Origin of the sequence: Pantoea sp. KPR_PJ (genome assembly GCF_041386365.1) — a bacterium.
In the GTDB taxonomy this organism is placed as follows: Bacteria; Pseudomonadota; Gammaproteobacteria; order Enterobacterales; family Enterobacteriaceae; genus Pantoea.
Genome location: NZ_JABMIK010000004.1, coordinates 1 through 26469 on the forward strand (window position 1 = coordinate 1; position 26469 = coordinate 26469).

General features: G+C 57.1%; 18 protein-coding genes and 1 riboswitch. Of the genes, 10 read left to right on the forward strand and 8 right to left on the reverse strand.

The window, feature by feature from the left end; translation table 11 throughout:
* Nucleotides 1-275 precede the first annotated feature (275 nt).
* From metA to aceK, 4 genes are all read left to right on the forward strand, one after another.
* Nucleotides 276-1205: a homoserine O-succinyltransferase gene (metA, locus tag HP564_RS10550; RefSeq protein ID WP_371242763.1), complete on the forward strand. Its 930-nt coding sequence runs from the start codon at nucleotides 276-278 to the stop codon at nucleotides 1203-1205.
* A 264-nt stretch (nucleotides 1206-1469) separates the two neighbouring features.
* Nucleotides 1470-3041, forward strand: a complete 1572-nt coding sequence (gene aceB / locus HP564_RS10555) for a malate synthase A (protein WP_371242765.1) — start codon at nucleotides 1470-1472, stop codon at nucleotides 3039-3041.
* A 16-nt stretch (nucleotides 3042-3057) separates the two neighbouring features.
* Nucleotides 3058-4359 carry an isocitrate lyase gene (aceA, locus tag HP564_RS10560; RefSeq protein WP_371242767.1) on the forward strand — a complete coding sequence of 434 codons (1302 nt, stop codon included), beginning with the start codon at nucleotides 3058-3060 and terminating at the stop codon, nucleotides 4357-4359.
* Nucleotides 4360-4414: 55 nt separating this feature from the next.
* Complete coding sequence (gene aceK / locus HP564_RS10565; RefSeq protein WP_371242769.1) at nucleotides 4415-6133, forward strand: bifunctional isocitrate dehydrogenase kinase/phosphatase; 1719 nt, start codon at nucleotides 4415-4417, stop codon at nucleotides 6131-6133.
* On the opposite strand, the gene iclR is transcribed toward aceK, so the two are convergent.
* Entirely contained in the window at nucleotides 6130-6957 is an 828-nt protein-coding gene (gene iclR, locus HP564_RS10570) for a glyoxylate bypass operon transcriptional repressor IclR (RefSeq protein WP_371242771.1), read from the reverse strand. The genes aceK and iclR overlap by 4 nt on opposite strands.
* Before the next feature lie 146 nt (nucleotides 6958-7103).
* Between iclR and metH the strand changes: the two genes are divergently transcribed.
* The gene (gene metH / locus HP564_RS10575; RefSeq protein ID WP_371242773.1) at nucleotides 7104-10835 is read left to right on the forward strand and encodes a methionine synthase; all 3732 of its coding nucleotides are present in this window, start codon (nucleotides 7104-7106) and stop codon (nucleotides 10833-10835) included.
* Nucleotides 10836-10982: 147 nt separating this feature from the next.
* Here metH and HP564_RS10580 read toward each other — a convergent pair whose 3' ends face one another.
* The 5 genes from HP564_RS10580 to pgi all read right to left on the reverse strand — a co-directional run bounded on the left by HP564_RS10580 (nucleotide 10983) and on the right by pgi (nucleotide 16938).
* The gene (locus HP564_RS10580) at nucleotides 10983-13073 is read right to left on the reverse strand and encodes a YjbH domain-containing protein (RefSeq protein WP_371242775.1); all 2091 of its coding nucleotides are present in this window, start codon (nucleotides 13071-13073) and stop codon (nucleotides 10983-10985) included.
* A complete protein-coding gene (locus tag HP564_RS10585; RefSeq protein ID WP_371242777.1) occupies nucleotides 13073-13810 on the reverse strand; it encodes a capsule biosynthesis GfcC family protein in 738 nt (245 codons plus the stop codon). Before HP564_RS10585 ends, HP564_RS10580 begins: the two co-directional genes overlap by 1 nt.
* Complete coding sequence (locus HP564_RS10590; RefSeq protein ID WP_371242779.1) at nucleotides 13807-14454, reverse strand: YjbF family lipoprotein; 648 nt, start codon at nucleotides 14452-14454, stop codon at nucleotides 13807-13809. The genes HP564_RS10585 and HP564_RS10590 overlap by 4 nt, the downstream gene beginning before the upstream one ends.
* A gap of 73 nt (nucleotides 14455-14527) precedes the next feature.
* Nucleotides 14528-14776, reverse strand: coding sequence for an exopolysaccharide production protein YjbE (gene yjbE, locus HP564_RS10595; RefSeq protein ID WP_371242782.1), 249 nt, complete (start codon nucleotides 14774-14776; stop codon nucleotides 14528-14530).
* 515 nt (nucleotides 14777-15291) lie between these two features.
* Nucleotides 15292-16938, reverse strand: a complete 1647-nt coding sequence (gene pgi / locus HP564_RS10600) for a glucose-6-phosphate isomerase (protein ID WP_371242784.1) — start codon at nucleotides 16936-16938, stop codon at nucleotides 15292-15294.
* Nucleotides 16939-17282: 344 nt separating this feature from the next.
* Nucleotides 17283-17475, forward strand: a riboswitch (Lysine riboswitch).
* A 110-nt stretch (nucleotides 17476-17585) separates the two neighbouring features.
* Between pgi and lysC the strand changes: the two genes are divergently transcribed.
* Both lysC and panS read left to right on the forward strand, forming a co-directional pair.
* Nucleotides 17586-18938, forward strand: a complete 1353-nt coding sequence (lysC, locus tag HP564_RS10605; RefSeq protein ID WP_371242786.1) for a lysine-sensitive aspartokinase 3 — start codon at nucleotides 17586-17588, stop codon at nucleotides 18936-18938.
* Nucleotides 18939-19178: 240 nt separating this feature from the next.
* Entirely contained in the window at nucleotides 19179-20096 is a 918-nt protein-coding gene (panS, locus tag HP564_RS10610) for a ketopantoate/pantoate/pantothenate transporter PanS (protein ID WP_371242788.1), read from the forward strand.
* A 25-nt stretch (nucleotides 20097-20121) separates the two neighbouring features.
* Here the strand turns inward: panS and HP564_RS10615 are convergent, their stop codons facing one another.
* Nucleotides 20122-21747 carry a Na/Pi cotransporter family protein gene (locus HP564_RS10615; RefSeq protein WP_371243342.1) on the reverse strand — a complete coding sequence of 542 codons (1626 nt, stop codon included), beginning with the start codon at nucleotides 21745-21747 and terminating at the stop codon, nucleotides 20122-20124.
* Nucleotides 21748-22043: 296 nt separating this feature from the next.
* Between HP564_RS10615 and psiE the strand changes: the two genes are divergently transcribed.
* The 3 genes from psiE to ubiA all read left to right on the forward strand — a co-directional run bounded on the left by psiE (nucleotide 22044) and on the right by ubiA (nucleotide 23933).
* Nucleotides 22044-22454 carry a phosphate-starvation-inducible protein PsiE gene (psiE, locus tag HP564_RS10620; protein WP_371242790.1) on the forward strand — a complete coding sequence of 137 codons (411 nt, stop codon included), beginning with the start codon at nucleotides 22044-22046 and terminating at the stop codon, nucleotides 22452-22454.
* A 69-nt stretch (nucleotides 22455-22523) separates the two neighbouring features.
* Entirely contained in the window at nucleotides 22524-23036 is a 513-nt protein-coding gene (gene ubiC / locus HP564_RS10625) for a chorismate lyase (RefSeq protein WP_371242793.1), read from the forward strand.
* 30 nt (nucleotides 23037-23066) lie between these two features.
* Nucleotides 23067-23933 carry a 4-hydroxybenzoate octaprenyltransferase gene (gene ubiA / locus HP564_RS10630; RefSeq protein ID WP_371242794.1) on the forward strand — a complete coding sequence of 289 codons (867 nt, stop codon included), beginning with the start codon at nucleotides 23067-23069 and terminating at the stop codon, nucleotides 23931-23933.
* A gap of 52 nt (nucleotides 23934-23985) precedes the next feature.
* Here ubiA and plsB read toward each other — a convergent pair whose 3' ends face one another.
* Entirely contained in the window at nucleotides 23986-26409 is a 2424-nt protein-coding gene (gene plsB / locus HP564_RS10635) for a glycerol-3-phosphate 1-O-acyltransferase PlsB (RefSeq protein ID WP_371243344.1), read from the reverse strand.
* Between the last annotated feature and the right edge of the window lie 60 nt (nucleotides 26410-26469).

The following is a 26469-nucleotide window of genomic DNA, read 5'->3' on the forward strand; positions in this document are numbered from 1 at the left end:
CCATGCGAGAGTAGGGAACTGCCAGGCATCCACACGCGACAGCCCTGACCTCACGGTCAGGGCTTTTTGCGTTTTGCCTCCGGTAACCTTTCCAGGAATCGTCTTTCCGCCCTTATTATCTTGTCGATATTTATCGCCCGCTCACTGCTGTTTGCCAGTTTAAGCTGAAAGATTTTCATAAATCGCATGAAGACTCGACAACATGATGCTGACAGGGTAATGTTGGCTGTCTGGATGTCTAAACGTATATACGGTTGTTGAGAGGAAAGTCGCACATGCCAATCAGGGTTCCCGACGAATTACCGGCAGTAAATTTCTTACGCAATGAAAATGTTTTTGTCATGACCTCATCGCGTGCCAGTGTTCAGGAAATCCGTCCGTTAAAAGTATTGATTCTCAATTTGATGCCAAAAAAGATTGAGACAGAAAACCAGTTTCTGCGTTTGCTTTCCAACTCACCTTTGCAGATCGATATTCAGCTGTTGCGCATTGACAGTCGCGAGTCACGCAATACACCTGTAGAGCACCTGAACAACTTTTACTGCAACTTTGACGATATTCAGCACGATAACTTTGACGGCCTTATTGTCACCGGTGCACCGCTTGGCCTGGTCGATTTTAACGATGTAGCTTACTGGCCACAGATCCAGCGTGTGCTGCACTGGGCAAAAGAGCATGTTACCTCAACGCTGTTTGTCTGTTGGGCAGTGCAGGCAGCACTTAACATTCTCTATGGTATTCCTAAACAGACGCGGCAGAGCAAGCTGTCGGGCGTTTATGCGCATCAAATCCTGCACCCGCATGCGCTGCTGACGCGCGGCTTCGATGATAACTTTCTTGCGCCGCACTCACGCTATGCCGATTTTCCTGCACAGCTGATCAGGGACTATACCGATCTGGAGCTTTTCGCTGAGTCTGAACAAACCGGTGCCTATCTGATGGCGAGCAAGGACAAGCGTCTGGTATTTGTTACTGGCCATCCTGAATATGATGCGCTGACGCTGTCGGGCGAGTACCACCGTGACTACGATGCGGGTCTGGCTCCCGAGGTTCCCTTTAACTATTTTCCGCAGGACAACCCTGAACTGCCACCACGCGCTACCTGGCGCAGTCATGGCAACCTGTTGTTCTCAAACTGGTTAAACTACTACGTCTATCAGATCACGCCATTCGATCTGCGTCACATGAATCCAACGCTCGAATAAGGTCCTTTCCTCGTTTGTCCTTACCGTGTCAGCGGCAAAGCTGTCACGGTTTTTTTATGCCTGTTATTTTCCCGAAATGCTTTCCTGGTGAATGAGTAAATTTAATCTCAGGTTAATCATCTAATTAAGCGAATTATGAATCAAAAATGGAAATAGTTTTTGATTTTATAAATGGAGGGATTATGCTCTGATCCTGTAGCTCAAAAAACATCCTAAAACCGGATCGCATCCAGACGATCCGATCGGCGACAGGAGCGATCCCGCATGACTGATACCCTTATTCATAGCGATCTTACCTTTACGCAACCCCTGTCTGGCATGGACAGGCAGCTGCTCACGCCAGAAGCACAGGCTTTTCTCTGCGATCTGGTCAGGCATTTTTCCGCTGAGCGTCAAAGGCTGCTCGCTCTCCGGCAACAGCGGCAGCAGCACTATGATGCAGGCCAGCTTCCACATTTCGATGTGGAAACAGTTTCCATTCGTGAGAGCGAGTGGCGTATTGGTCGAATACCTGATGACCTGCTGGATCGACGGGTAGAAATTACCGGGCCGCCGGATCGCAAGATGGTGATTAACGCCTTAAATGCCAGCGTAAAAGTATTTATGGCGGACTTTGAAGATTCACTGACGCCACAGTGGGATAAGCTGATTGAAGGGCAGCAAACCCTGCGGGAAGCGGTGCGCGGCACGCTGAGTTTTACCAGCGAAACCGGCAAAATCTATCAGCTTCGCGCCGACCCTGCGGTGCTGATGTGTCGCGTGCGCGGTCTGCATCTCGACGAAAAACATGTGTTGTGGCAGGGCAGTGCGATTCCTGGCGGGTTATTTGATTTCGCGCTCTACTTTTTCCACAACGCCACCCCCCTGCTCAGCAAAGGAAGCGGACCTTATTTCTACCTGCCGAAAAGTGAAAGCGGGCAGGAAGTGGCATGGTGGCGTGAAATTTTCAGTTTTACCGAAGATCGCTTCGATTTGCCGCGCGGCACCATTAAAGCCACAGTGCTGATTGAAACCCTGCCCGCGGTCTTCCAGATGGATGAGATCCTGTGGAATCTGCGCGACCACATAGTCGGCCTCAACTGTGGCCGCTGGGATTATATCTTCAGCTACATCAAAACGCTGCGCCAGCATGGCGATCGCATCCTGCCCGATCGGCATGCTATCACCATGGCCCAGCCGTTCCTTGACGCCTACTCACGGCTGCTGGTGAAAACCTGCCATCGTCGTGGCGCGTTCGCTATGGGCGGTATGTCGGCGCTGATTCCGGCTAAAGACGCGGCGCGCAACGAATGGGTGTTGCAGCGCGTGCGTGAAGATAAACAACGGGAGGCTGATAACGGTCATGACGGCACCTGGATTGCCCATCCGGGCCTGGCTGAGACGGCCATGGCGGTCTTCAACGCCGCGCTGGGCGAGCGCCAGAACCAGCTCGATGTGCGGCGTGAAGACGATCCTCCCATTGAGGCTGAGCAGCTGCTGACACCCTGCCCGGGCGAGCGTACCGAAGCCGGGATGCGTGCCAATATTCGCGTCGCGCTGCGTTATCTGGAGGCCTGGCTCACGGGCAACGGCTGTGTGCCGATTGATGGCCTGATGGAGGACGCCGCCACCGCAGAAATTGCCCGTACCTCTATCTGGCAGTGGATCCACCATCAGCAAACCCTGAGCGATGGTCGCCCCGTCACCGCTGAAAGCGTCCTGCACATGCTGGATGAAGAGCGACGTCAGCTCAACGATGCGCGTTACGACGACGCGGCGCAGCTGATGGCGCATATCACCACTGAAGATGAACTGGTGTCATTCCTTACCCTGCCGGGCTATCGCCTGATCCCCTGAAACAGGAGCCGTTGCCATGACTCGTACCCAACAGATCCAGCAGCTTGAACAAACCTGGCGCACAGCGCGCTGGGAAGGCATCACGCGTCCCTACAGCGCTGAAGAGGTAATAAACCTGCGAGGCTCGGTGAATCCGGCCTGCACGCTGGCACAGCGCGGCGCAGAAAAACTCTGGTCGCTGCTTAACGGCGCGGCGCGCAAAGGCTATGTTAACAGCCTTGGCGCACTGACCGGCGGTCAGGCGCTGCAGCAGGCGAAAGCGGGCATTGAGGCGATCTATCTTTCCGGCTGGCAGGTGGCGGCAGATGCCAATCTTGCCGGGCAGATGTATCCCGATCAGTCGCTCTATCCGGTGAACTCGGTGCCTGACGTCGTACAGCGCATCAATCAGACCTTCCAGCGTGCCGATCAGATCCAGTGGGCCAATGGCGCGGAGCCAGGCGAGGAAGACTACATTGACTATTTCCTGCCAGTTGTCGCTGATGCCGAAGCGGGATTTGGCGGCGTGCTTAACGCCTTTGAGTTAATGAAGTCGATGATCAGTGCAGGGGCCGCCGCCGTGCATTTTGAAGATCAGCTGGCGGCAGTGAAGAAGTGCGGTCACATGGGCGGCAAGGTGCTGGTGCCGACACAGGAAGCGATACAGAAACTGGTTGCTGCGCGGCTGGCGGCAGACGTCATGGGGGTACCGACCATTCTTCTGGCGCGCACCGATGCCGATGCCGCCGATCTGATTACCGCCGACTGTGACGAATATGACCGGCCCTTTATCCAGGGCGATCGCACGGCGGAGGGCTTTTTCCGCACGCACGCCGGTATTGAACAGGCCATCAGCCGTGGTCTGGCCTATGCGCCTTACGCTGATGTGCTCTGGTGCGAAACGTCGACGCCGGATCTGGCACTGGCACAACGTTTTGCCACGGCTATTCACGCGCGCTATCCCGGCAAGCTGTTAGCCTATAACTGCTCGCCCTCATTCAACTGGAAAAAAAATCTCGACGACCATGCCATTGCAGGATTCCAGCAGGCGCTGAGCGAGATGGGCTATCGCTTCCAGTTCATTACGCTGGCGGGCATTCACAGCATGTGGTTCAACATGTTCGACCTGGCGCACGCCTATGCCCAGGGTGAAGGGATGCGCCACTACGTTGAGAAAGTGCAGCAGCCGGAATTTGCCGCGCGCGAGAAGGGCTATAGCTTCTCCGCGCATCAGCAGGAAGTCGGCACGGGCTATTTCGATCGTGTCACCACGCTGATTCAGGGCGGCCACTCGTCAGTAACGGCCCTGACCGGTTCGACCGAACAGCATCAGTTTTAAGCGGTGTCAGATTTGCCGCCCGACGCGATCGGGCGGGCTTGTTGAGGAGAGACCTGTGCCACCACGCGAATCCTTAATTGCCCATACCATTCTGCAAGGCTTTGACGCCCAGTATGGTCGCTTCCTTGATATTACCGCAGGCGCGCAGCAGCGCTTTGAACAGGCTGACTGGCAGGCAGTACAACAGGCGATGAAAACCCGTATCCACCTTTACGACAGCCACGTTACGCTGGTGGTGGATCAGCTGCAGATACTCAACGACGCGGCGCACTGGGATGATGCGTTCTGGCAGCAGGTCAAACAGGATTATGAAGCGCTGCTGCCGGACTATCCTCGCGCAGACATCGCTGAGAGTTTTTTTAATTCTGTCTACTGTCGTCTGCATGGCCATGCCCACCTGCAACCGCAGCGGCTGTTTATCTTCTTAACCCGACAGGGCAGCCCGCTGCCTGCACGCCCGCTGGCGCGTGGCTATCAGCCACAGCATGGCTGGCAGGCGATGCTGGAACAGGTGCTACGTGATACCACGCTGACGCTGCCCTGGCAGGATCGCGCACGCGACGCCAGCTATATCCTGCGCCATCTGCAACAGCAGTTCAGGCTGGATGACGGCTGGCTGGAAGTGGCCTGCGAACTTTTTTTCCGTAATAAAACCGCGTGGATCGTGGCCCGCCTGCATCTGCCGCACGCCATTCTTCCCTGCCTGTTACCCATTCAGCGAACCGCGCAGGGGGAGCTGTGGATCGATACCTGTCTCACCGAGGTGAACGATGCCAGCATCGTATTTGGCTTCGCCCGCGCCTACTTCATGGTTTACGCCCCCGTACCGGCCGCGCTGGTGGCATGGCTACAGCCGATTCTGCCAGGTAAAACGCTTGCCGAACGCTATATGGCAATCGGCTGCCAGAAGCACGGCAAAACCGAAAGCTATCGTGACTATCTGCATGCGCTGGCGCACAGCGACGCGCCATTCGACATCGCGCCTGGCGTGCGTGGCATGGTGATGCTGGTGTTTACGCTGCCGGGCTTCGATTGCGTCTTTAAGGTGATCCGCGATCGCTTTGCGCCGCAGAAAGAGGTGACGGAGGCGCAGGTACGTGCCTGTTATCAGCAGGTTAAAGAGCATGACCGCGTCGGACGTATGGCGGACACGCTGGAGTTTGAGCAGTTTACGCTGCCGCTGGCGCGTATTTCTCCTGCGCTGATGGCAGAGTTTCATGCCAGCATCGCTTCAAAGATAGAGATCAGGGGAGACCGCCTGATTGTGCGCCATCTGTGGCTGGAGCGGCGCATGCAGCCGCTCAATCTCTATCTGGCTCAGGCAAACGAACAGGAGCGTCGGCACGCCATTGAGGAGTATGGCAATGCGATTAAGCAGCTGGCGGCGGCCAATATTTTTCCGGGCGATATGCTGTTTAAAAACTTCGGCATGACGCGGCACGGGCGCGTAGTGTTTTATGACTATGATGAAATCCGGGCAATGGACGAGCTGCACTTTCGTGACGTACCGCGGGCGCGCTACGAGGAGGATGAACTGGGCGCCGAGCCCTGGTACAGCGTCGGCCCCGACGATGTTTTTCCTGAAACGTTTCGCTATGCGCTGTGCTGCGAAGCGGCGACCGGCGCGCTGCTACAACAGCTACACCCTGAGCTGTTCGAGCCGGGCTGGTGGCGTGCACAGCAGCAGCGCATCCGGCAGGGGCACGTGGAAGAGGTGATCGCCTGGCGTCAGTCGCAGTGCTTTAGCGTGCGCTACGCCCGCGAACTGGCTTAGCGACCACTGAAGGCCAGCGTGACCTGACGCGCCTCACGGATCACCAGCGCCCCCAGTTCGGTAATGCGGTCGTCCGTCATACGGGCGATCGGGCCAGAAATCGACAGTGCAGCAAAGGGCTCGCCGTGTTCATCATAGACTGGCGCGGCAACGCAGCGCAGTCCAAGCGCATGCTCTTCATCATCAAAGGCAAAACCGCCTTTACGCACCTGGGCCAGGTTAGCCTTCAGACTCTGTGGCGACATCAGCGTATTAGGCGTGTAGTGGTGCAGACCTTTCTGATGCAGCAGCGCGGTGACCTGCTCGTCGCTCAGGTGCGCCAGGAAAGCTTTGCCCGCGCCTGAGGCGTGCATCGGCAGCTTGCCGCCAATCGGTGCCGACATGCGCATCAGCTGGGTGCACTGCACCTGGTCAATAATTACCGCCTGGTAGTCGCTGAGATCCAGCACGGCCAGGTTCACCGTTTCACCCGAGGCCTCCATTAGCTTGCGCAGCACAGGATGCACCAGTGCCAGCAGATTTCGGCTCTGCAAAAAGCTGCTGCCGACGACAAAAGCGTGTGCGCCGATGGTCCACAGGCCCAGATCGCCGGTCTGGTGCACAAAGCCCTGCTGCTGCATGGTCGTCAGCAAACGGTGCGTAGTGGAGTTAGGCAGTCCTGCCTGCTGCGCCAGTTCGGTCAGCGCCACGCTGCCGTGGGAGTCGGCAATCAGCTCCAGCAGATGCAGGCCGCGTTGCAGAGACTGTACCTGGCCGCTGGCCGGGGCAGAGGCGGGGGTACCCCGCGGTTTCTTGCCGCGTTTAGCGGGAACGGGCGTCACCATAGAGGATCTCCTTACACAAAGTGGAAATCATTTTCAGGGTAATTGCGCAATTTGCAAACCTGCATGTTCTGGTCGGAGCTGTCAGACGCGCGGTCTGAAAATGTCTCACCTGCTGCGGCTTTTTCCCCTGGAAAAGTTGTGCCAGTATGACGAGCAGGCATCTTAGCCAGCAGACTGACGTCAACGAGGCAACAGTGAGCAACAGAATCGAAGCGCTGCATCAGCAGCTCGCGCAACGCATCATGGTGCTGGACGGTGGCATGGGCACCATGATCCAGAGCTATAAACTGGACGAGCAGGATTTTCGCGGCAGCCGTTTCAGCAACTGGCCCTGCGATCTCAAAGGCAACAACGATCTGCTGGTGTTGAGCAAGCCGGAGGTGATCCGCGCGATCCATCTCGCCTATCTGGAGGCGGGCGCAGATATTATTGAAACCAACACCTTTAACGCCACCACCATCGCGATGGCGGACTACCAGATGGAAGCGCTGTCGGCGGAGATTAACCTTGAGGCCGCCCGGCTGGCGCGCGCCTGCTGCGATGAATGGACGGCGAAAACGCCCGATCGTCCGCGCTATGTTGCAGGCGTGCTTGGTCCGACCAACCGCACCTGTTCGATTTCGCCAGACGTCAACGATCCTGCCTACCGCAACGTCACCTTTAACCAGCTGGTGGACGCGTATCGCGAATCGACGCGGGCGCTGGTGGAGGGGGGCGCAGACCTGATCATGATTGAAACGGTGTTTGATACGCTGAACGCTAAAGCCGCGATCTTCGCCGTGCAGAGCGAGATGGAGGCGATGGGCGTCAGTCTGCCGCTGATGATCTCCGGCACCATTACTGATGCCTCTGGGCGCACGCTCTCCGGCCAGACAACGGAAGCCTTCTATAACTCACTGCGCCACGCCGAACCGCTCTCGTTTGGCCTCAACTGCGCGCTTGGCCCGGATGAACTGCGCCAGTACGTGGCGGAAATGTCGCGTATTGCCGAATGCTACGTGACTGCCCACCCTAACGCCGGTTTGCCTAACGCCTTCGGTGAATACGATCTGGATGCCGACGTGATGGCAGAGCAGATTGGTGAATGGGCGCGCGCCGGTTTCCTGAATATCATCGGCGGCTGCTGTGGTACCACGCCGCAGCACATCAGAGCGATGGCGGACAGCGTTGCAGGCGTTGCGCCGCGCAAGCGGCCAGACCTGCCGGTTGCCTGCCGTCTTTCTGGCCTGGAGCCACTCAACATCAGCGGCGACACACTGTTTGTTAACGTCGGTGAGCGCACCAACGTCACCGGATCGGCAAAGTTTAAGCGGCTGATTAAAGAAGAGAAGTACAGCGACGCGCTGGAAGTGGCGCTACAGCAGGTGCAGAACGGTGCGCAGGTTATCGACATCAATATGGATGAGGGAATGCTTGACGCCGAAGCGGCGATGGTGCGGTTCCTTAACCTGATTGCCGGTGAGCCAGATATCGCCCGCGTGCCGATCATGATCGATTCCTCAAAGTGGGAGGTCATCGAGAAGGGGCTACAGTGCATTCAGGGCAAAGGCATTGTTAACTCGATTTCAATGAAAGAGGGCGAGGCGACCTTTATCCACCACGCACGGCTGGTGCGGCGTTACGGCGCAGCGATGGTGGTGATGGCATTTGATGAAGCTGGCCAGGCCGATACGCGCGCGCGCAAAATCGAAATCTGCCGCCGTGCCTATAAAATTCTTACAGAGCAGGTCGGTTTTCCGCCGGAAGATATTATCTTTGACCCGAATATCTTTGCGGTTGCCACCGGCATCGACGAGCACAACAATTACGCCATGGACTTTATCGGCGCGTGCGAGGACATCAAGCGCGAGCTGCCGTACGCGATGATCTCCGGCGGCGTCTCCAACGTTTCCTTCTCTTTCCGCGGCAACGATCCGGTACGCGAAGCGATTCATGCCGTGTTCCTCTACTATGCCATTCGTAACGGCATGGATATGGGCATCGTCAACGCCGGTCAGCTGGCGATTTATGACGATTTGCCAGCCGAACTGCGCGATGCGGTTGAAGATGTCATCCTTAATCGCCGCGCTGACGGCACTGAGCGCCTGCTGGCACTGGCGGAAAAATATCGCGCCAGCAAGGGCGACGGCACGGAAGACAGGCAGCAGGCGGAGTGGCGCAGCTGGGACGTGGTGAAGCGTCTGGAATATTCGCTGGTTAAAGGCATCACCGAATTTATTGAGCAGGATACCGAAGAGGCGCGCCAGGCGTCGGCACGCCCGATTGAGGTGATCGAAGGGCCGCTGATGGCGGGTATGAACGTGGTGGGGGATCTGTTTGGCGAAGGAAAAATGTTTCTGCCGCAGGTGGTCAAATCGGCACGCGTGATGAAGCAGGCGGTGGCCTACCTTGAACCTTACATTCAGGCCAGCAAAGAGGCAGGCCGCAGTAATGGCAAGATCGTGCTGGCGACGGTGAAAGGTGACGTTCATGATATCGGCAAGAACATTGTCGGCGTGGTATTGCAGTGCAACAACTACGAAATTATCGATCTCGGCGTGATGGTACCGAGCGACAAGATCCTGAAAACGGCCATTGAACAGCAGGCGGACATTATCGGGCTGTCGGGCCTGATTACCCCGTCACTGGATGAGATGGTCAACGTTGCCAGGGAGATGGAACGCCAGGGCTTTACGCTGCCGCTGCTGATTGGCGGTGCCACTACCTCTAAGGCACACACCGCCGTCAAGATTGAGCAGAACTACAGCGGCCCGACGGTTTATGTGCAGAATGCCTCGCGCACCGTGGGCGTAGTTTCCTCTCTGCTGTCGCCAGCGCTAAAAGAGGCATTTGTCGCGCGCACGCGCAAAGAGTATGACACCGTGCGTATCCAGCATGCACGCAAGAAACCGCGCACGCCGCCGGTCACGCTACAGGCCGCGCGCGACAACGCCGTCAGCATCGACTGGGAAAGCTATACGCCGCCGGTGGCGCATCGTCTCGGCGTCAGTGAGGTCTCCGCCAGCATCGAGACGCTGCGCAACTATATCGACTGGACGCCCTTCTTTATGACCTGGTCGCTGGCGGGCAAGTACCCGCGCATACTCCAGGATGAGGTGGTGGGTGAAGAGGCGAAGCGCCTGTTTGCCGATGCCAGCGCCATGCTGGACAGGCTCAGCGCGCAACACAGGCTGACGCCGCGCGGTGTGGTTGGCATCTTCCCGGCCAACCGCGTCGGTGACGATATTGAGGTTTACCGCGATGAGAGTCGCCGTGAAGTGATAGCCGTCAGCCATCATCTACGCCAGCAGACCGAAAAAACAGATTATCCCAACTACTGCCTGGCAGACTATGTTGCGCCGAAAGCGAGCGGTAAAGCGGACTATCTGGGAGCGTTTGCCGTTACCGGCGGGCTGGAGGAGGACGCGCTGGCCGAGGCGTATGATGCGCAGCATGATGACTACAGCAAAATCATGGTGAAGGCGGTAGCAGATCGTCTGGCTGAAGCTTTCGCTGAGTATCTGCACGAGCGGGTGCGTAAGGTGATCTGGGGCTTTGCCGCCCATGAGAATCTGAGCAATGACGAGCTGATCCGCGAAAATTACCAGGGCATTCGTCCCGCGCCGGGCTATCCGGCCTGTCCGGAACATACGGAGAAAGCGGTCATCTGGCAGCTGCTGGATGTGGAAACCCACACAGGCATGAAACTCACCGAGTCTTTCGCCATGTGGCCGGGCGCGTCGGTATCAGGCTGGTATTTTAGCCATCCCGATAGTCGCTACTTTGCCGTGGCGCAGATCCAGCGTGACCAGGTGGAGGATTACGCGGCGCGTAAAGGCATGACGGTCAGTGAAGTAGAGCGCTGGCTGGCACCCAGTCTGGGCTATGACGCAGACTAAAACGCGTGCCCGAAGCGAGTAACCAGCGCTGAGGGCAAGTCGTTCAAGGACGCTGTGTCCGGCTGGCCCGCGCCGATCCTGGCGCGGGCCGCTGCTCTCTTCGGTGCTGTCATGCGCCGCAGTGACGCTGCGGTGCCGTCTGTCTGCTTAATTAAAGCGCGCGTCGCGATCGGACGTCAGGTCGTAAAGCTGGTATTTGCGTCCCAGCATCTGCCCGCCGTCACGCGTCAGTGGCACCCAGTTCACCTGCGCACGGCCGCGCGTTGGCGTCACGGTAAAGAGATCCATTGGAATCGAAATGTAGAAACCCTTGGTAAACTCGCCTTCACCATACTCTTCTGACGATACGTCCGTCTTTGTGGCATAGACACCGACCATCACGCCGCTATCGAAGCGCTTAGACACGTCCACCGTCACGCCTTTATCCTTCGCCAGATATTGTCCAACGCTGGTTTTCACCAGCAGATCCTGCATAAACCACGGACGCCAGTAGGCGGTAACATGACCGGTCGGCGCTTTATAGCGCGTGAACTGCATCATGTTGTCCCAGTCACGCTGGCGCACATAGTTGGCATCCACCCCCAGCGCCCAGTTGCTGTCGATCGGGCGATAGAGCAGCTCGCCACCGACGCCGCCATACATGGTTTCCAGATACCCGCCGTACATCTGGCCGTAAAAGCCGTTGCCGAGGTAGCCCATGTAGTTGGCCTGCAAATCGTTAACGTAAACATTGTTCTCAACGTAGTCGCGAATATGGGTGCGCACGCGCGGCAGCGTTGAATCAGAAGGCGCGCCGTTGTAGTTAAACTTGTCGTAGTTATTGGCGAGGTTGCCGAACAAACTGCCCCCCACCAGCAGATGATCCGTTAGCCAGTAGTCCAGGTTACCCATTACCCCGACCTGATACATGTAAAAGCTTTCCGGGCCGCCAACCGACTGGTTCAGCACCGGCGACAGGCTGTAGCTAAGCCGCTCTTTACGAATAAAGAATCCTTGCTCTGTCTCACCCACATCAACCGGATTTTCTCGCGTCTGGCGCAGCGGTTGCTCATGACCAAGCGGATAGCCTGTCAGCGCATTGCGCAGGCTGCTGACGTCAGTGCTTGTGGTCACCTGCGGCATATTGAAGCGCGATTCAGTGACGTTAATCGTCTCAATACCGGCCGGCAGATTGTTCATCATTATGCGATTCGCGCGATCGACCCCTTCACGCGTGTCGCGATATTTGGTCTGCTCACCCGAAACGTAGAGCGTATGGCCGCGCGTCTGGATGCGTGGCCCGCTCAGCCCGGCGTTATATTTCAGATCGGTCAGCTGGCTGGCGACGACCGTTGGCTCCAGCATCCGCTCCTGTGGATGCGGACGATAGTCAGGTCTGGCGCTGTCGATATGCGTCTGGCGCAGATCGTTAAAGTTGGTGCGTACCGTCACGCCAAACATAAAGGTATTGCCGCGCTCGTAGCTGGCATTGATATCGGCCCAGTCGGTCACGCGATAAATTGCGCCAACGTTCACTTTGCTACGCTGCTCCAGCCTGCCGGCGAAATCATCCTGATAATCGTTACCTTCATACTCCAGCTTGAGGCGCAGCGGTTGCCACGGTGTCTGATACTCAACGCCGCCAAACAGCGCGGACGGGCCGTGGAACATTTGCGAGCCGTTAATGGAGCCAGCCTCACCGACGCCGGGACGCTGACAGTAGCTGTCGCTGTAGGAGCAGAAGGGGTTTTTAACCGTGCCGCTGTTGCCGAGATAGCCCCAGCCGAGGCCCAGCGTAAAGTCAAAAGGCCCCCAGGCTTTACTGGCTACCAGATATTCGCTGTCGAAGAGGCCAGTGCCGCCGAGATCGCGCGAGCCAAGCGCCACTTCTGGCAGCCAGTAGCTCTCTTTGAGCAGACCAATTTTCAGGTCGAATGCCTTGTCTTTATAGCTCTGATTGCCGCTGAAGCTGTCCACGGCGCTATAGCGGCGGGTGCGCACGTCGGTGTAGCGCACCGTGGTTTCCAGCCAGGGCAGCAGCTGCATGGAGGCAGAGTAGTAACGATACTGGTCGTTATCGCGGAAGTTAAGGCTGAATTCGCCCTCACGCGCCATACGTGCGGTCGGCACCTGCAACAGGCCAACCCCACCGAAGTCAGACTGCGATGGGCCCACCGGATCGGGAAAGGTCTCGGCCTGTGCCTGACAGGCAGTCGCCACGGAAACAGCCAGCAGGCTGAAAAGCAGTTGTTTATTCATTACTCTGGCACCCGGTGAGTCAGTATGGAAATCATGCGCTGGTTGAGATCGTCCTGCCCGTCAGGCAGGCTCCAGGAGGAAAAGCCCAGCCAGATAATGCTGCCGGGAACGACCTCAACGTGGCGATAGTTCCAGTAGGCCACCGGCACGCGCTGCGTCTTGCCCTCTGGCGAGATAAGCGTGACGTAGCTGTTTTCCGCACCGGAGAGAGCCGCATGGCCCGCCAGATAGCCGCGAACCGTCTCTCCAGGCTGCCAGCTCACCTTACCTGCACCGTGCAGCGCGCCCATCAGCCAGACGCTGTCAGACTGCGGCGGCAGCCAGAGGTCATAGCTGCCCTGCAGGCGGCGACTGGCGTCGGGATGCAGTCGAATCCAGTCAGGATCGAGTGAAACAAACTGGCGGCCTGTGACCTTGACGGCGCTGAGCTGGCGCGCGACTTCCGCAACGGCGGCGGCACGTTCGCCACGGCTCTGCGACTGCCAGACATGCAGATCGGCCAGGGTTTTTTGCTGTTGCTGCGCTGCTACCGCACTGGCACCCCGTTCAGCGATCGCTGCGCCGCGCCACCAGACGGTGTCGATAAGCGCCGGCTGGGTGACCAGCTGCGCCAGATCCTGCACTTCGTCGATCGTTACGCTGCCCCGAGCGGTATGAACGGTAACCTGACCCGCCGCCCACGCGGCGCTGCTGCCAGCCAGCATAAATGCGGCCAGCATTGAGAGAGTATTTTTCATGATTTCGCCGGCTTCAGAAGGGTGGTGGCAACAGGGAAGGCATCGGCAGCCAGCATCTGGTGCGCCTGCACCACATCACCGCTGCTGTTATCGATCCAGAAGGTGTTTTCCCAGGTGCGGCCGGTGGCCTCAATGCGTGCCTGCTCATGCCAGACGCGACAGGCGACGCGGCGACCTGCCAGCGTCACTACCTCATCCGTACCGCGAACAAAGCGTGAGCTTACCGTGGCGGCGCGCGTTTTGCCCTGTTCGGTCCACTGTACGATGCGCGTCCAGTCAGCACCGTCGCGCAGATGCAGCGCGTCAGCCAGCGGATCCTGTGGCAGATTGCTGACCTGCTGCAGATTGTCTGGCAGGCCAAGGGTTTTCACCAGGCGGCCGTGCTGTGTCACCAGCATGGCGTTATCCCGGGTAATCCACTTCTGCTGGCCATTTTCGTTGTAGCCGAGCACCACAAAAATCTGTGGCCCGTCGTTAATGCGGGCGTAGAGGCTGGCGTAAGGCAGATCGGCGATCTGCTGGTTTGTTTTTGTCACGTCGTCGGGGCCGGAGACCGCCATCATGACGGTCTGTTCCAGCCCTTTTTGCGTCTGCGTGCAGGCCTGCACTAGCAGACAAGCCAGCAATAAAGGAAGTTGGCGCACTGTGTGTCCCTGTAAAAAATGCCGAAGCAAAAAATAACCACACGGAAGTGTGGTTATGTTTAAAGGTGCTACATCAACGAGTGGTACTCGTTGTGGTCGTGGTTGTTGTACCGGTATTTGCACCGTCACCACCGCCAGAGGCAGCGATGCCGACACCGACTAACGCGCCCAGCGCACCGATGCCTGCCGCGGTCGAGGTGCCTGCGGAGATTGCTCCCGCCTGCGCGCCCGCTGCTGCTCCGGCTTCTTCCGGAGCGGCAAAGGCTACGGATTGTGCTGCGACGTATAGTACGGCTGCTCCGGCAACCAGGATTTTTTTCATACAGCTTGTCCTGCATTGAATGAATGAAGGATGTACCCGTTACGGGCGCGTTCAGTATAGGGCAACAAATTACCAGAGTTCAGCGCAGGAAAAAGCGCCTAAAAATAGCAGGTGATTTCGAGCAAGAAGGGAGGTAAACAGCGTTAACCCCTTTTTATTCGGGAATATGTAATGAAGGTCAGTGCATCTGTCTGGTTTAAAATTAAATGCAAAGTGTAATTAGCTTTTTTATTAATTTATGGCACGAAACAGAGATTATCAGATTTTCCGCATCAGACGAAAAGTGGATTGTGCTTACAAATCAATAGAAAAGGAAAGATGCCGAGGAGAATAAGGGCCGGTTTTAATTAGAGTGCTGCGCGTTTATTAGCCGCTTATTCAGAGCAATCGCAGCTTAATTTAAGAATTATCCCTTCAGGGTTGAGCATATTCACGCCATCAAAACCGTTATATCCAGCCTGGCAGCAATAAAAAAGACGGCCCGAGGAGGGCCGTCTCAGAGAAAAAGAGGAAAATTAACGCCAGGATTTGTAGCGGTTAATTAAGCCATTGGTGGAGCTGTCGTGGCTGGTAATTTCCGCACTGTTTTCCAGCTCGGGTAAAATGCGGTTAGCCAGCTGCTTACCTAATTCCACGCCCCACTGGTCGAAGGTGAAAATATTCAGAATGGCACCCTGAGTGAAAATCTTATGCTCGTAAAGCGCAATCAGCGCACCGAGGCTGTAAGGGGTGATTTCACGCAGCAGGATTGAGTTGGTTGGTCGGTTACCTTCAAACACCTTGAACGGGACAATATGCGCCACGTCGTCGGCAGACTTACCGGCATCGGTAAACTCTTTCTCGACCACCTCACGTGATTTGCCGAACGCCAGCGCTTCGGTCTGGGCAAAGAAATTGGAGAGCAGCTTCTGATGATGATCCGCCAGGGCGTTATGGGTAATTGCTGGCGCGATAAAGTCGCACGGCACCAGTTTGGTTCCCTGGTGGATCAGCTGATAAAACGCGTGCTGGCCGTTAGTACCCGGCTCACCCCAGATAATCGGGCCGGTCTGGTAATCCACCGGATTGCCGTCGCGATCGACATATTTACCGTTGGATTCCATGTTGCCCTGCTGGAAGTAGGCCGCAAAGCGATGCATGTACTGGTCGTAAGGCAGAATCGCTTCGGTTTCGGCACCGAAGAAGTTGTTGTACCAGATGCCGATCAGCGCCAGCAGCACCGGCAGGTTCTGCTCGGCCGGCGTGGTGGAGAAGTGCTTATCCATCGCGTGCGCGCCGCTCAGCAGCTGCTCGAAGTTGTTGAAGCCGATAGAGAGGATAATCGACAGGCCGATAGCGGACCAGAGCGAGTAGCGGCCGCCGACCCAGTCCCAGAACTCAAACATATTGGCGGTATCGATGCCGAATTCGCCCACCGCTTTCGCATTGGTCGACAGCGCAGCGAAGTGTTTCGCTACGTGCTGCTGGTCGCCAGCGGCTTTCAGGAACCAGTCGCGCGCGCTGTGGGCGTTAGTCATGGTTTCCTGCGTGGTGAAGGTTTTTGACGCCACCAGGAACAGCGTGGTTTCCGGGCTGAGATCTTTCAGGGTTTCCGCAATATGCGTGCCGTCCACGTTGGAGACGAAGTGCATATTCAGGTGGTTCTTATAGGGGCGCAGCGCTTCCGTCACCATAAACGGACCCAGATCTGAACCGCCGATGCCGATATTCACCACGTCAGTGATCGCTTTGCCGGTATAGCCTTTCCACTCGCCGCCGATAATGCGCTCAGAGAAATGCTTCATCTTCTCCAGCACCGCGTTCACTTCTGGCATCACATCTTTGCCATCAACCAGAATCGGCGTATTGCTGCGGTTACGCAATGCGACGTGCAGTACCGCGCGATCTTCAGTGCGGTTGATCTTCTCACCAGAGAACATCGACTTGATTGCGCCACTCAGATCGGTCTCTTTCGCCAGCGCCTGCAGCTTGTCCAGCGTTTCCTGGGTGATGCGGTTTTTAGAAAAATCCACCAGCATCTGGTCATCAAAGGTGGCAGAGAATTTAGCAAAACGATCGGCATCCTGAGCGAACAGCTCGGCAATCTCTACCGATTTCATCTGTTCAAAATGCTGTTGCAGCGCTTTCCAGGCTGCGGTTTGTGTCGGATTGATATTTTTCATGGCAACACTCTTGTTGATTTAAAAACGTTCATTCCATCGTGGGCAATCACACCCGCATAGCGTTTCAGTATGACAACTGTGCCCAATGAAAGGAAAAATTTTGTCGCCGTCAGACGCCCAGGCAGCAGAATCCGCGTGGTGGCGGGGCGACAGCGGCGGTGATTTTCAGATTAGGCGATCTCTATTGTGCCGCCAGTTTCGCCTTTCTGCTTTGTGCCGCATCAGAATAAAGAGGGGTGTACGCGGCCACTTAACCTTAAGGGCGCATGCACTGACCCGCAGACAGACGTAGACAGCAACCTTATGACCCGCTATTTTTATGCGGCTACTTGCGCATCCGTGCGCAAGCCAGAAGAGGCGCGTCGCCCAGGCAGTGTGTTGGAGGAACCGTATCCGGGGATAACACATCAGGGGGAGCGACGCCGAGGTGGTCAACACACGGAGTGTTGCCTGTCGGCTGCAGGGGCTGAATCCCCTGGGTTGTCACCAGAGGCGTCCACAGTCGGGCGCTTCGCAAGGTGAAGTGCTTCTGGGTGACTCGTCTCCTGAGCTTGTCTGCCCAATTCTGCTCTTCCCTTGTGCCAAGGCTGATACAATGTCTTCCGTCCCATACACGCGGGAGAAGATAACCTGACACGAGGTCGTAAATGTCTCAAACTCTGATTGTGGCGAAATTTGGCGGTACCAGCGTTGCCGATTTCGATGCTATGAACCGCAGCGCCGACGTGGTGCTCACCAACCCCCATACTCGCCTGGTTGTGCTCTCTGCTTCAGCGGGCGTCACCAACCTGCTGGTTTCGCTGGCTGAAGGCCAGGAGCAGGCGCAGCGCGCTTATCTGCTGGACGAGATCCGCCGCATCCAGTATGCCATCGTCGAGCGGCTGCAAAATCCAGCCGTGATCCGTGACGAAATCGACCGCATGCTCGAAAACATCACCATGCTGTCTGATGCCGCTTCGCTGGCAACCTCTAACGCCCTGACTGACGAGCTGGTCAGCCACGGTGAGCTGATGTCGACGCTGCTGTTTGTCGAAATCCTGCGTGAGCGCCAGGTCGATGCGGAGTGGTTTGACGTGCGTAAAGTTATGCGCACCAACGATCGTTTTGGCCGCGCCGAGCCTGAAATTGCCACGCTCGCTGAGCAGGCTGCTGCTCTGTTGCAGCCGCGTCTCGCACAGTCGCTGGTGATTACCCAGGGCTTTATCGGCAGCGAGCACAAGGGACGCACCACCACGCTGGGCCGCGGTGGCAGCGACTATACTGCTGCGCTGCTGGGCGAGGCGCTGAAGGCAGCGCGCGTGGATATCTGGACTGACGTGGCAGGTATCTATACTACCGATCCACGCGTCGTGCCCTCTGCAAAACGCATTGATGACATCACCTTTGAAGAAGCGACCGAGATGGCGATTTTCGGTGCCAAGGTGCTGCATCCGGCGACGCTGCTGCCTGCGGTGCGCAGCGACATCCCGGTGTTTGTCGGCTCCAGCAAAGATCCGGCGGCGGGCGGCACTCGTGTCCACCGTGAAACGGCTAACCCGCCGTTGTTCCGCGCACTGGCGTTGCGTCGTCGACAGACGCTGCTGACGCTGCACAGCCTGAATATGCTGCACTCGCGCGGTTTTCTCGTTGAGGTGTTCACTATCCTTGCGCGCCACAATATCTCGGTCGATCTGATTACCACCTCGGAAGTGAGCGTAGCGCTGACCCTCGACACTACCGGCTCAACCTCGACCGGCGACAGTCTGCTGACCCAGGCGCTGCTGACGGAGCTGTCGTCGCTGTGTCGCGTAGAGGTGGAAGAGAACCTCGCGCTGGTGGCGCTGATAGGCAACAACCTTTCCCGGGCGCGCGGTGTGGGCAAAGAGGTCTTCGGCACGCTTGAGCCTTTCAACCTGCGCCTGATCTGCTACGGTGCCAGCAGCTATAACCTCTGCTTCCTGGTGCCCGGTGAAGACGCGGAAGGCGTAGTGCGCGCGCTACATAAAAATCTGTTCGAGTAAAGATTTGCCCGGCCGGATCGGATCCGGCTGGTGCGATCGACCGCTTTTTAGCGTCTAAAGCAGCGTATTTCCAGTCTGTTCTGGCGGATCGGCAGCAGTCGATCCCCATTTTTCCCACTGACCTCACCTTGCGATAACGAAATGTTATGATCTCGCGCCGCTGACGCACTCGTTCCTGCGTCGCGTCTCTCTGTGGCAAAACCGCGAAAAAACACAACATACAAAGAAGGAAGTCTGGCTATGCTCGCCAAATTAACCCGGCTGTTCCCGCTCTGGGCCGTGCTGCTCTCTGTTGCCGCCTGGTACTCTCCCGGCACCTTTCTCGGCATTGGCCCGTGGGTCACCTGGCTGCTGATGCTGATTATGTTTGGCATGGGGGTAACGCTGAACATTGACGATTTCAAACGTGTACTGGTGCGGCCTGCGCCGGTCATCGCCGGAACTTTTCTGCATTATCTGGTGATGCCGCTGGCCGCCTGGGCCCTGGCGAAGCTGTTCCATATGCCGCCCGATCTCTCGGCAGGGATGATCCTGGTCGGCAGCGTGGCCAGCGGCACCGCCTCAAACGTAATGATCTATCTGGCCAAAGGTGATGTGGCGCTGTCCGTCACCATCTCCTCCGTTTCGGCGCTGGTGGGTGTCTTTGCCACGCCGCTGCTGACGCGCTTTTATGTTGATACGCATATTCAGGTCGACGTGGTCGGGATGCTGCTCAGTATTGTGAAGATCGTAGCGATCCCCATTGGCCTCGGACTGATCGTCCATCACAGCCTTAACGGTCTGGTGCGCCGCGTGGAGCCCTGGCTGCCCGCGTTTTCCATGATCTGTATTCTGCTGATCATCAGCGCGGTGGTGGCGGGCAGCCAGGGCTTTATCGGCTCGGTAGGACTGGTAGTCATTGGTGCGGTCATCCTGCACAACGCTATCGGCCTGCTGGGCGGTTACTGGGGTGGCAAGTTGTTTGGCTTTGATGAATCGACCTGCCGCACGCTGGCACTGGAAGTCGGGATGCAAAACTCCGGCCTGGCGGCTACGCTGGGTAAACTCTACTTTTCGCCGCTGGCCGCGCTGCCGGGCGCGCTCTTCTCGGTATGGCACAACCTTTCCGGTTCGCTGCTGGCGGGGTACTGGTCCGGCAAACCGATCAAGAAGAAGTAACCACTCAGGGGCTTCGGCCCCTGTTTTATTCATAATCCCGTTCGTCGTCTGGCTGCTCCAGCACCGTATACGCCACGCTGCATAAAAGGGAATTAAGGCGTTTCATATCACCCAGCAGTCCCAGATGCAGCGAACTGGTTTCAATACTCTGCACATTCTGCTGATGCAGGCGCTCAACATGCGAATGGGAGAAGCGGCGGATCAGGATGCGGAAGCGATGTTTAGCACGGCGCAGCCGTTTGGCGCTGGTGATATCGCGCGATAAAAATACCGAGAGGCTCAGGCGTAAATTCGCCAGCAGCTGTTCATGCAGCGTCTCCAGCTCTTTTAACCCTTCAGGCGAGAAGGCCCGACGCGGCGTTAACGACTTATCCGCTACGTCACCACTCATGCGTTCAATAATATCGCCGGCCTGCTCCAGGTTAAGCGACATCTCAATAATTTCGCCCCAGCGGCGCGAATCTTCCTCCGATAAATCGTCTTTGGGCATACGCGCCAGATAGAGTTTGATAGCGGTGTAGAGCACGTCCACGTCATCGTCCAGCCGCCTCACCGTGCGCTCTTCGCGCACCTCGCCATGCACCACTTTACTGAACGCTTCCAGCATCAGCTCCAGCACGTCGCCAATACGCAGTGCCTCACGCGCGGCGTTCACCAGCGCCAGCGCTGGCGTATCCAGCGCGCTGCGATCCAGATGGCGGGGTTTCAGCGTCATTTCCGCTTCGGCATCATCGCGGATCAGGCGAGTGCAAAGGCGCGCCATCGGGTCGGCGAACGGCACCATAATCAAACAGCGGATGAGGTTGTAGAAGACGTGAAAGAAGATCACCAGCTCTTCATCGTTAACTGGCAGCTTATCAAGCCAGGGGGCCAGCAGATTTATAAAGGGCAGCACCGCCAGCGATCCCAGCAGCTTGAACAGCAGGCTACCGAGCGCCACGCGCTTGCCTGCGGCATTGGAACCGCTGGCGTTCAGCATAGCCAGCAGGCCACTGCCAAGATTAGCGCCGATCACCAGGCAAAGTGCCACTTTAAAAGAGATGACGCCTGCCGCGGTCAGCGTAGCGGTAATCAGCACGGCCGCCAGGCTGGAGTAGCTGATAATGGCAAATACCGCGCCGATAAGCGCATCCAGCAGAATATCACCGGTCAGGCTGGAGAAGAGGACCTGCACGCCCGAGGCCTGGGTAATCGGCCGGGCAGCGCTGACGATCAGCTGCAACGCCAGCAGGATCAGACCAAGCCCGATGCTGGCGCGGCCCATTTGCCCGACGCGCGTCTGCTTGCGCGACAGAAAAAAGATCACGCCGAAAAAGATAAACAGCGGTGACAGCCAGGAGAGGTCAAAGGTCAGGATGCGCGCCATGATCGCGGTACCGACATCGGCACCCAGTACCACCACCAGCGCGGGAGTCAGACCCATCAAATTTTGCGCCACAAAGGAGGTGGCCAGCAGGGTGGTAGCATTGCTGCTCTGCACCAGCGTTGTTACGCCAATACCGGCCAGAAACGCCATCGGTTTTCGTTCAATACTGCGGCTGAGAACGCGGCGCAGATCGGCCCCGAAGACGCGCATAATGCCGGAGCGCACAATATGTGTTCCCCACACCAGCAGGGCAACGGCAGAAAGAAGATTAAGCAGGGTTAACACGGCATGTAGCTCCATCACCGTCAGGCCAAAAAGCCGCAGCATGCCAGCCTGACGGAGCGCGCACGCTGTAAAAGGAATAGTCGGTCAGGGCACGTTTTTTCCTGAGTTTTAAGCGACATGGCGCACTGCTGACCTGTTAACTGTAGTTCAGTCCGCTCACGGCGGTAGAAATAAAACGCGCCCGGTTTGGGCTTTTGCGTACTACTGTTGGTGGCCATCCTTAGTGCTATATTGTGATTTACGTCACATTGAAGCATGATGCAAAGTCATTTCTGTGAGTGACAAAAAGGCTAATCATGAACGCAAAATCCACCGGCGGTCAGTACATTGCAGTGGTACTACAGTGGGTGCTTAACCTGGGACTGCTGGCACTGGCCGTCATTCTGGCCGTCTTCCTCGGCAAAGAGACGCTGCATCTTGCTAACGTGTTGCTGAACACGGGCGAACAGGCCTCCTCCTATCTGCTGATCGAGGGGATTGTTATCTATTTCCTCTACTTCGAATTTATCGCGCTAATCGTGAAATATTTCCAGTCCGGCTATCATTTTCCTCTGCGCTATTTTGTCTATATCGGCATTACGGCGATTATCCGGCTGATCATCGTCGACCATAAAAACCCTTTCGATACGCTCTGCTATTCTGGCGCTATCCTGATTCTGGTGGTGACGCTGTGGCTGGCGAACAGTAACCGTCTGAAACGCGAATAGTCGCCGCCAGGTGTGCCCGCCGCGCCTCTGCGCTACACTGTTGCCCTCAAAATTGACGGGAGTGGTGAAATGTCGCAAGAGGCGCTCAGCTTATTACGCGCGCTCAACTGGCTGCCATCCACGCATGCAACGCTGACCGCGCCGCTGCTGGACTGGCTGATGGAGGAGGACTCCATGACGCGCCGCTTCGAGCAGCACTGTCGGCAGGTAACGGTGCGGCCGATGCGCGAAGAATTTATTGAGGCCGATGAGCTCACCGACGAAAGGGCGCTGCTACCGGACGATGCGCGCTTCTGGCTGCGAGAAATCGTACTGTGCGGTGACGATGAACCCTGGCTGATTGGTCGCACGCTGGTGCCAGAGAGTACGCTTAATGGCCCGGAGCAGATGCTGCAACAGCTGGGCACTCGCCCGCTTGGCCGCTACCTCTTTTCCTCTTCTACCCTGAGCCGCGATTTTATCGAGCCTGGCAGCGTTGGTGCGCTGTGGGGCCGCCGCTCGCGCCTGCGCTTATCCGGGAAACCGCTGCTGTTGACTGAACTATTTTTACCCGCCTCGCCGCTTTATCGCGACCTGGCCTGAGGACGATGAAACGTGGAAAAAAGCGTACAGATGAGCAAGTTTCAGGCCTATAGCCGCCTGATGCGTATTGATAAACCTATCGGCACGCTGTTGCTGCTCTGGCCAACGCTGTGGGCGCTGTGGCTATCCGGGATGGGGGTGCCGCCGCTATCGGTGCTGGTCGTGTTTGTGGCTGGTGTGTTTGTCATGCGTGCGGCGGGCTGTGTGATTAACGACTTTGCCGATCGCAAGGTTGACGGCTTCGTTAAGCGCACCGCAGGCCGCCCGTTGCCCAGCGGCGCAGTCAGCGAGAAAGAGGCGAAGCTCCTGTTTGCGGGGTTAGGGCTGCTGGCGTTTGCGCTGGTGTTGACCATGAACCTGATGACCATTCTCCTTTCGCTGGGCGGACTGGCACTCGCCTGGTCCTATCCCTTTATGAAGCGCTATACCCACCTGCCACAGGTGGTATTAGGCGCGGCGTTCGGCTGGGCGATTCCGATGGCCTGGGCAGCAGTTAGTGAGTCCTTACCAGTTGAATGCTGGCTGGTATTCCTGGCGAACGTTTGCTGGACCGTGGCTTATGATACGCAGTACGCCATGGTCGATCGTGATGACGACCTGAAAATAGGCATCAAATCTACCGCTATTCTCTTTGGCCGCTACGACAAGTTGATAATTGGCCTGCTGCAGCTGGCGACGCTGGGTCTGCTGGCGCTGGCGGGAGCGTTAATGCAGCTTAACGCGCTGTTTTACTGGGCGCTTCTGGCTGCCGCTGCGCTGTTTGTCTACCAGCAAAAGCTGATTGTTCAGCGTGAGCGCGCGGCCTGTTTTCAGGGTTTCCTGAACAACAATTATGTGGGGCTGGTGATTTTTGTCGGCGTACTGTTAAACACACCGCCGTTTAACCAGCTGTTTTAAACATTAAAAAGGGCGACATTTCTGTCGCCCTTTACTTTTTCACCTGCAGGAATTATTCGTGCGCCACCGCGCTCTCAATCGTCAGCCGCACATCGCTGGTAATCAGATCTGCCAGAATAAGCCAGGTGGCGTGAGTGCGCTCAACGTCGGCATCACCGGTATCGCTAATATAGCCTTCAGTACGTAGCGTCAGCACCAGCGTCGTAAACACCGCCTTATCAAAGAACTCCGGCGCGTTAATGCCGTGCAGCACCGACAGACGCTGAGCCAGCATCCGACTCTCTTTCTCCAGCGTGCCGCGGTTGATGGTCGGCCTGGCGCTTAGAATAGAGAAGGTAATGGCGAAGCGTTGCAGCGTCTCGCGAATGCCCGCAGCCAGCAGCTGTAAGGTACGGTAGCGGGCGGCAGTATGACGCAGCTGTCCATCCTGAAGAGTGATCAGGCCCTGGCGCGCCAGCTCCTGACACAGCGCATTCAGCAAGGCCGGCAGCGCGTCGCTCTCCCAGCGCAGGAAGAGCTCGCTTTTCAGCATGGGGTAGATCAGCCGGACCTGACGCAGCAGTTCGGCTTCACTCAGGTTCGGATGCTGCTGAATAATGGCGGCAATCAGCGACGGCATCACCAGCATGTGGTGAATGTTGTTGCGATAATAGGTCATCAGCACCGCCTGCTCGCGCGGCAGAATGATGATGTCGCCAATATTGTCCTGCTCGGTCTCGAACTTGTTCATGCTCATCGCATGATTCAGCAGCTCTTCCGCTGAAAGCGGCGGAACCGTCGATTCGGGCGAGTAGGGCACGTTACGCAGCAGCTCGGTATAGCACTCCAGCTGCTCAATCAGCTGTTCGCGGGTTAGTGAGCGCTGACGGGAGGCGAGCAGTGCCGTTACGCACAGGTTCATCGCGTTAGCCGCGCCCGCTTCGTTGATGCGCACCATCACACGCGCCGCAATATCGTTGACCGTGGGCGTTAGCCAGCTGGGGCGCTGCGGCTCAATGGGATCGATGGCATCACGCCATTCGGGTACCTGCTTATTCAGGTAGTTCACCAGCGGCAGCGGTTCACCGAAGTTTACGTAGCCCTGACCAAGGTTACGCAGCTTGCGCAGGCCGCGCACCATCTGCATAAAGCCTTCTTTCTCTTTTGCTGCGCCGCGCAGCTCTTTGGCGTAAGTACCCACTTCCATCACATGCTCATAGCCGATGTAAATCGGCACCAGCGTAATGGGGCGGTTACCGCCGCGCAGCATCGCCTGAAGCGTCATTGCCAGCGTGCCGGTTTTGGGGTCAAGCAGGCGACCAGTACGTGAGCGCCCACCCTCTACGAAATATTCAACGGAGTAGCCCCGGCTGAACAGCTCGCCAAGGTATTCGCGGAAAACAGTCGCGTAGAGCTTATTGCCCTTAAAGGTGCGTCGGATAAAGAATGCGCCCAGGCGACGGAAAATCGGGCCGGCTGGCCAGAAGTTCAGGTTGATGCCCGCAGCGATATGCGGCGGCACCAGCCCCTGGTGATAAAGCACATAGGAGAGCAGCAGGTAGTCCATGTGGCTGCGATGGCAGGGCACATAAACAATTTCATGGCCATCTTCCGCCAGCTGGCGCACGCGTTCGCCGCCGTTGACGTTGATGCCCTGATAGAGGCGGCTCCACAGCCAGCCCATGACGCGGTCAGTAATGCGGATCGCCTCATAGGAGAAGTCAGCCGCAATCTCTTCCATCATCTCGACGGCGTTCTGCTGCGCTTTCTCGTGAGAAACCTTCTTGCTGCGCGCTTCCTCTTCTACGGCCTTCTCAATCGCTTTGGACTGCAACAGCTTGTTGAAAAGATCCTGCCGCGCCGGCAGACGCGGGCCGATGGCGGCCAGACGCTGGCGAGCAAAGTGTATGCGTGCCACACGTGCCAGCTTCTGCGCAATAGATTTATCGGTGCCGTGCTGCGTGGCCATCCAGCGCAGTGAGACCGTGGGGGAAAAACGTACAAAGCTGTCGCGACCGTTCCAGAGCGTGGCGAAAAACTTCTCTACGCCGTTCAGTTCGCGCAGGTGCGGGGCATCGTTGCCCTGAACCTCACGGCCCGGAGCACGCCCAAACATCACCGATACCGGCAGCATCTGGATATCCAGATTTGGATTGTTGCGATGCAGATCCAGATACTCATGGAAAATTTTTACCGATTCCGTGTTTGGCACGAAATAGGGAAACACGCGTGGCCCATCGTGAATAAACACATGGCGTGGCAGCAGCGCGCCGTCAATTTCCAGCGGAACAAGCGGATCGGGCAAATTATGTTTGAGACACTGCTGGCGCAGCGTCATTAAATCCGCCTTGGAATCGTATGGCAGCACGTACATAATCGGCCGCGTGGGATCAAGTCCATGTTCGGAAACGGGATCGGCCGGAATGGCCTTACTTTTTACCAGAACAGAGAGTGGTAAATTCAACAATTTATAATAAAGTTTACGCCAACCTGACATAGACAACATGAAGCCTCTTGTTAGCAAAGCGCCGCAAGCATAACAGAAAGTGCTGCGAAG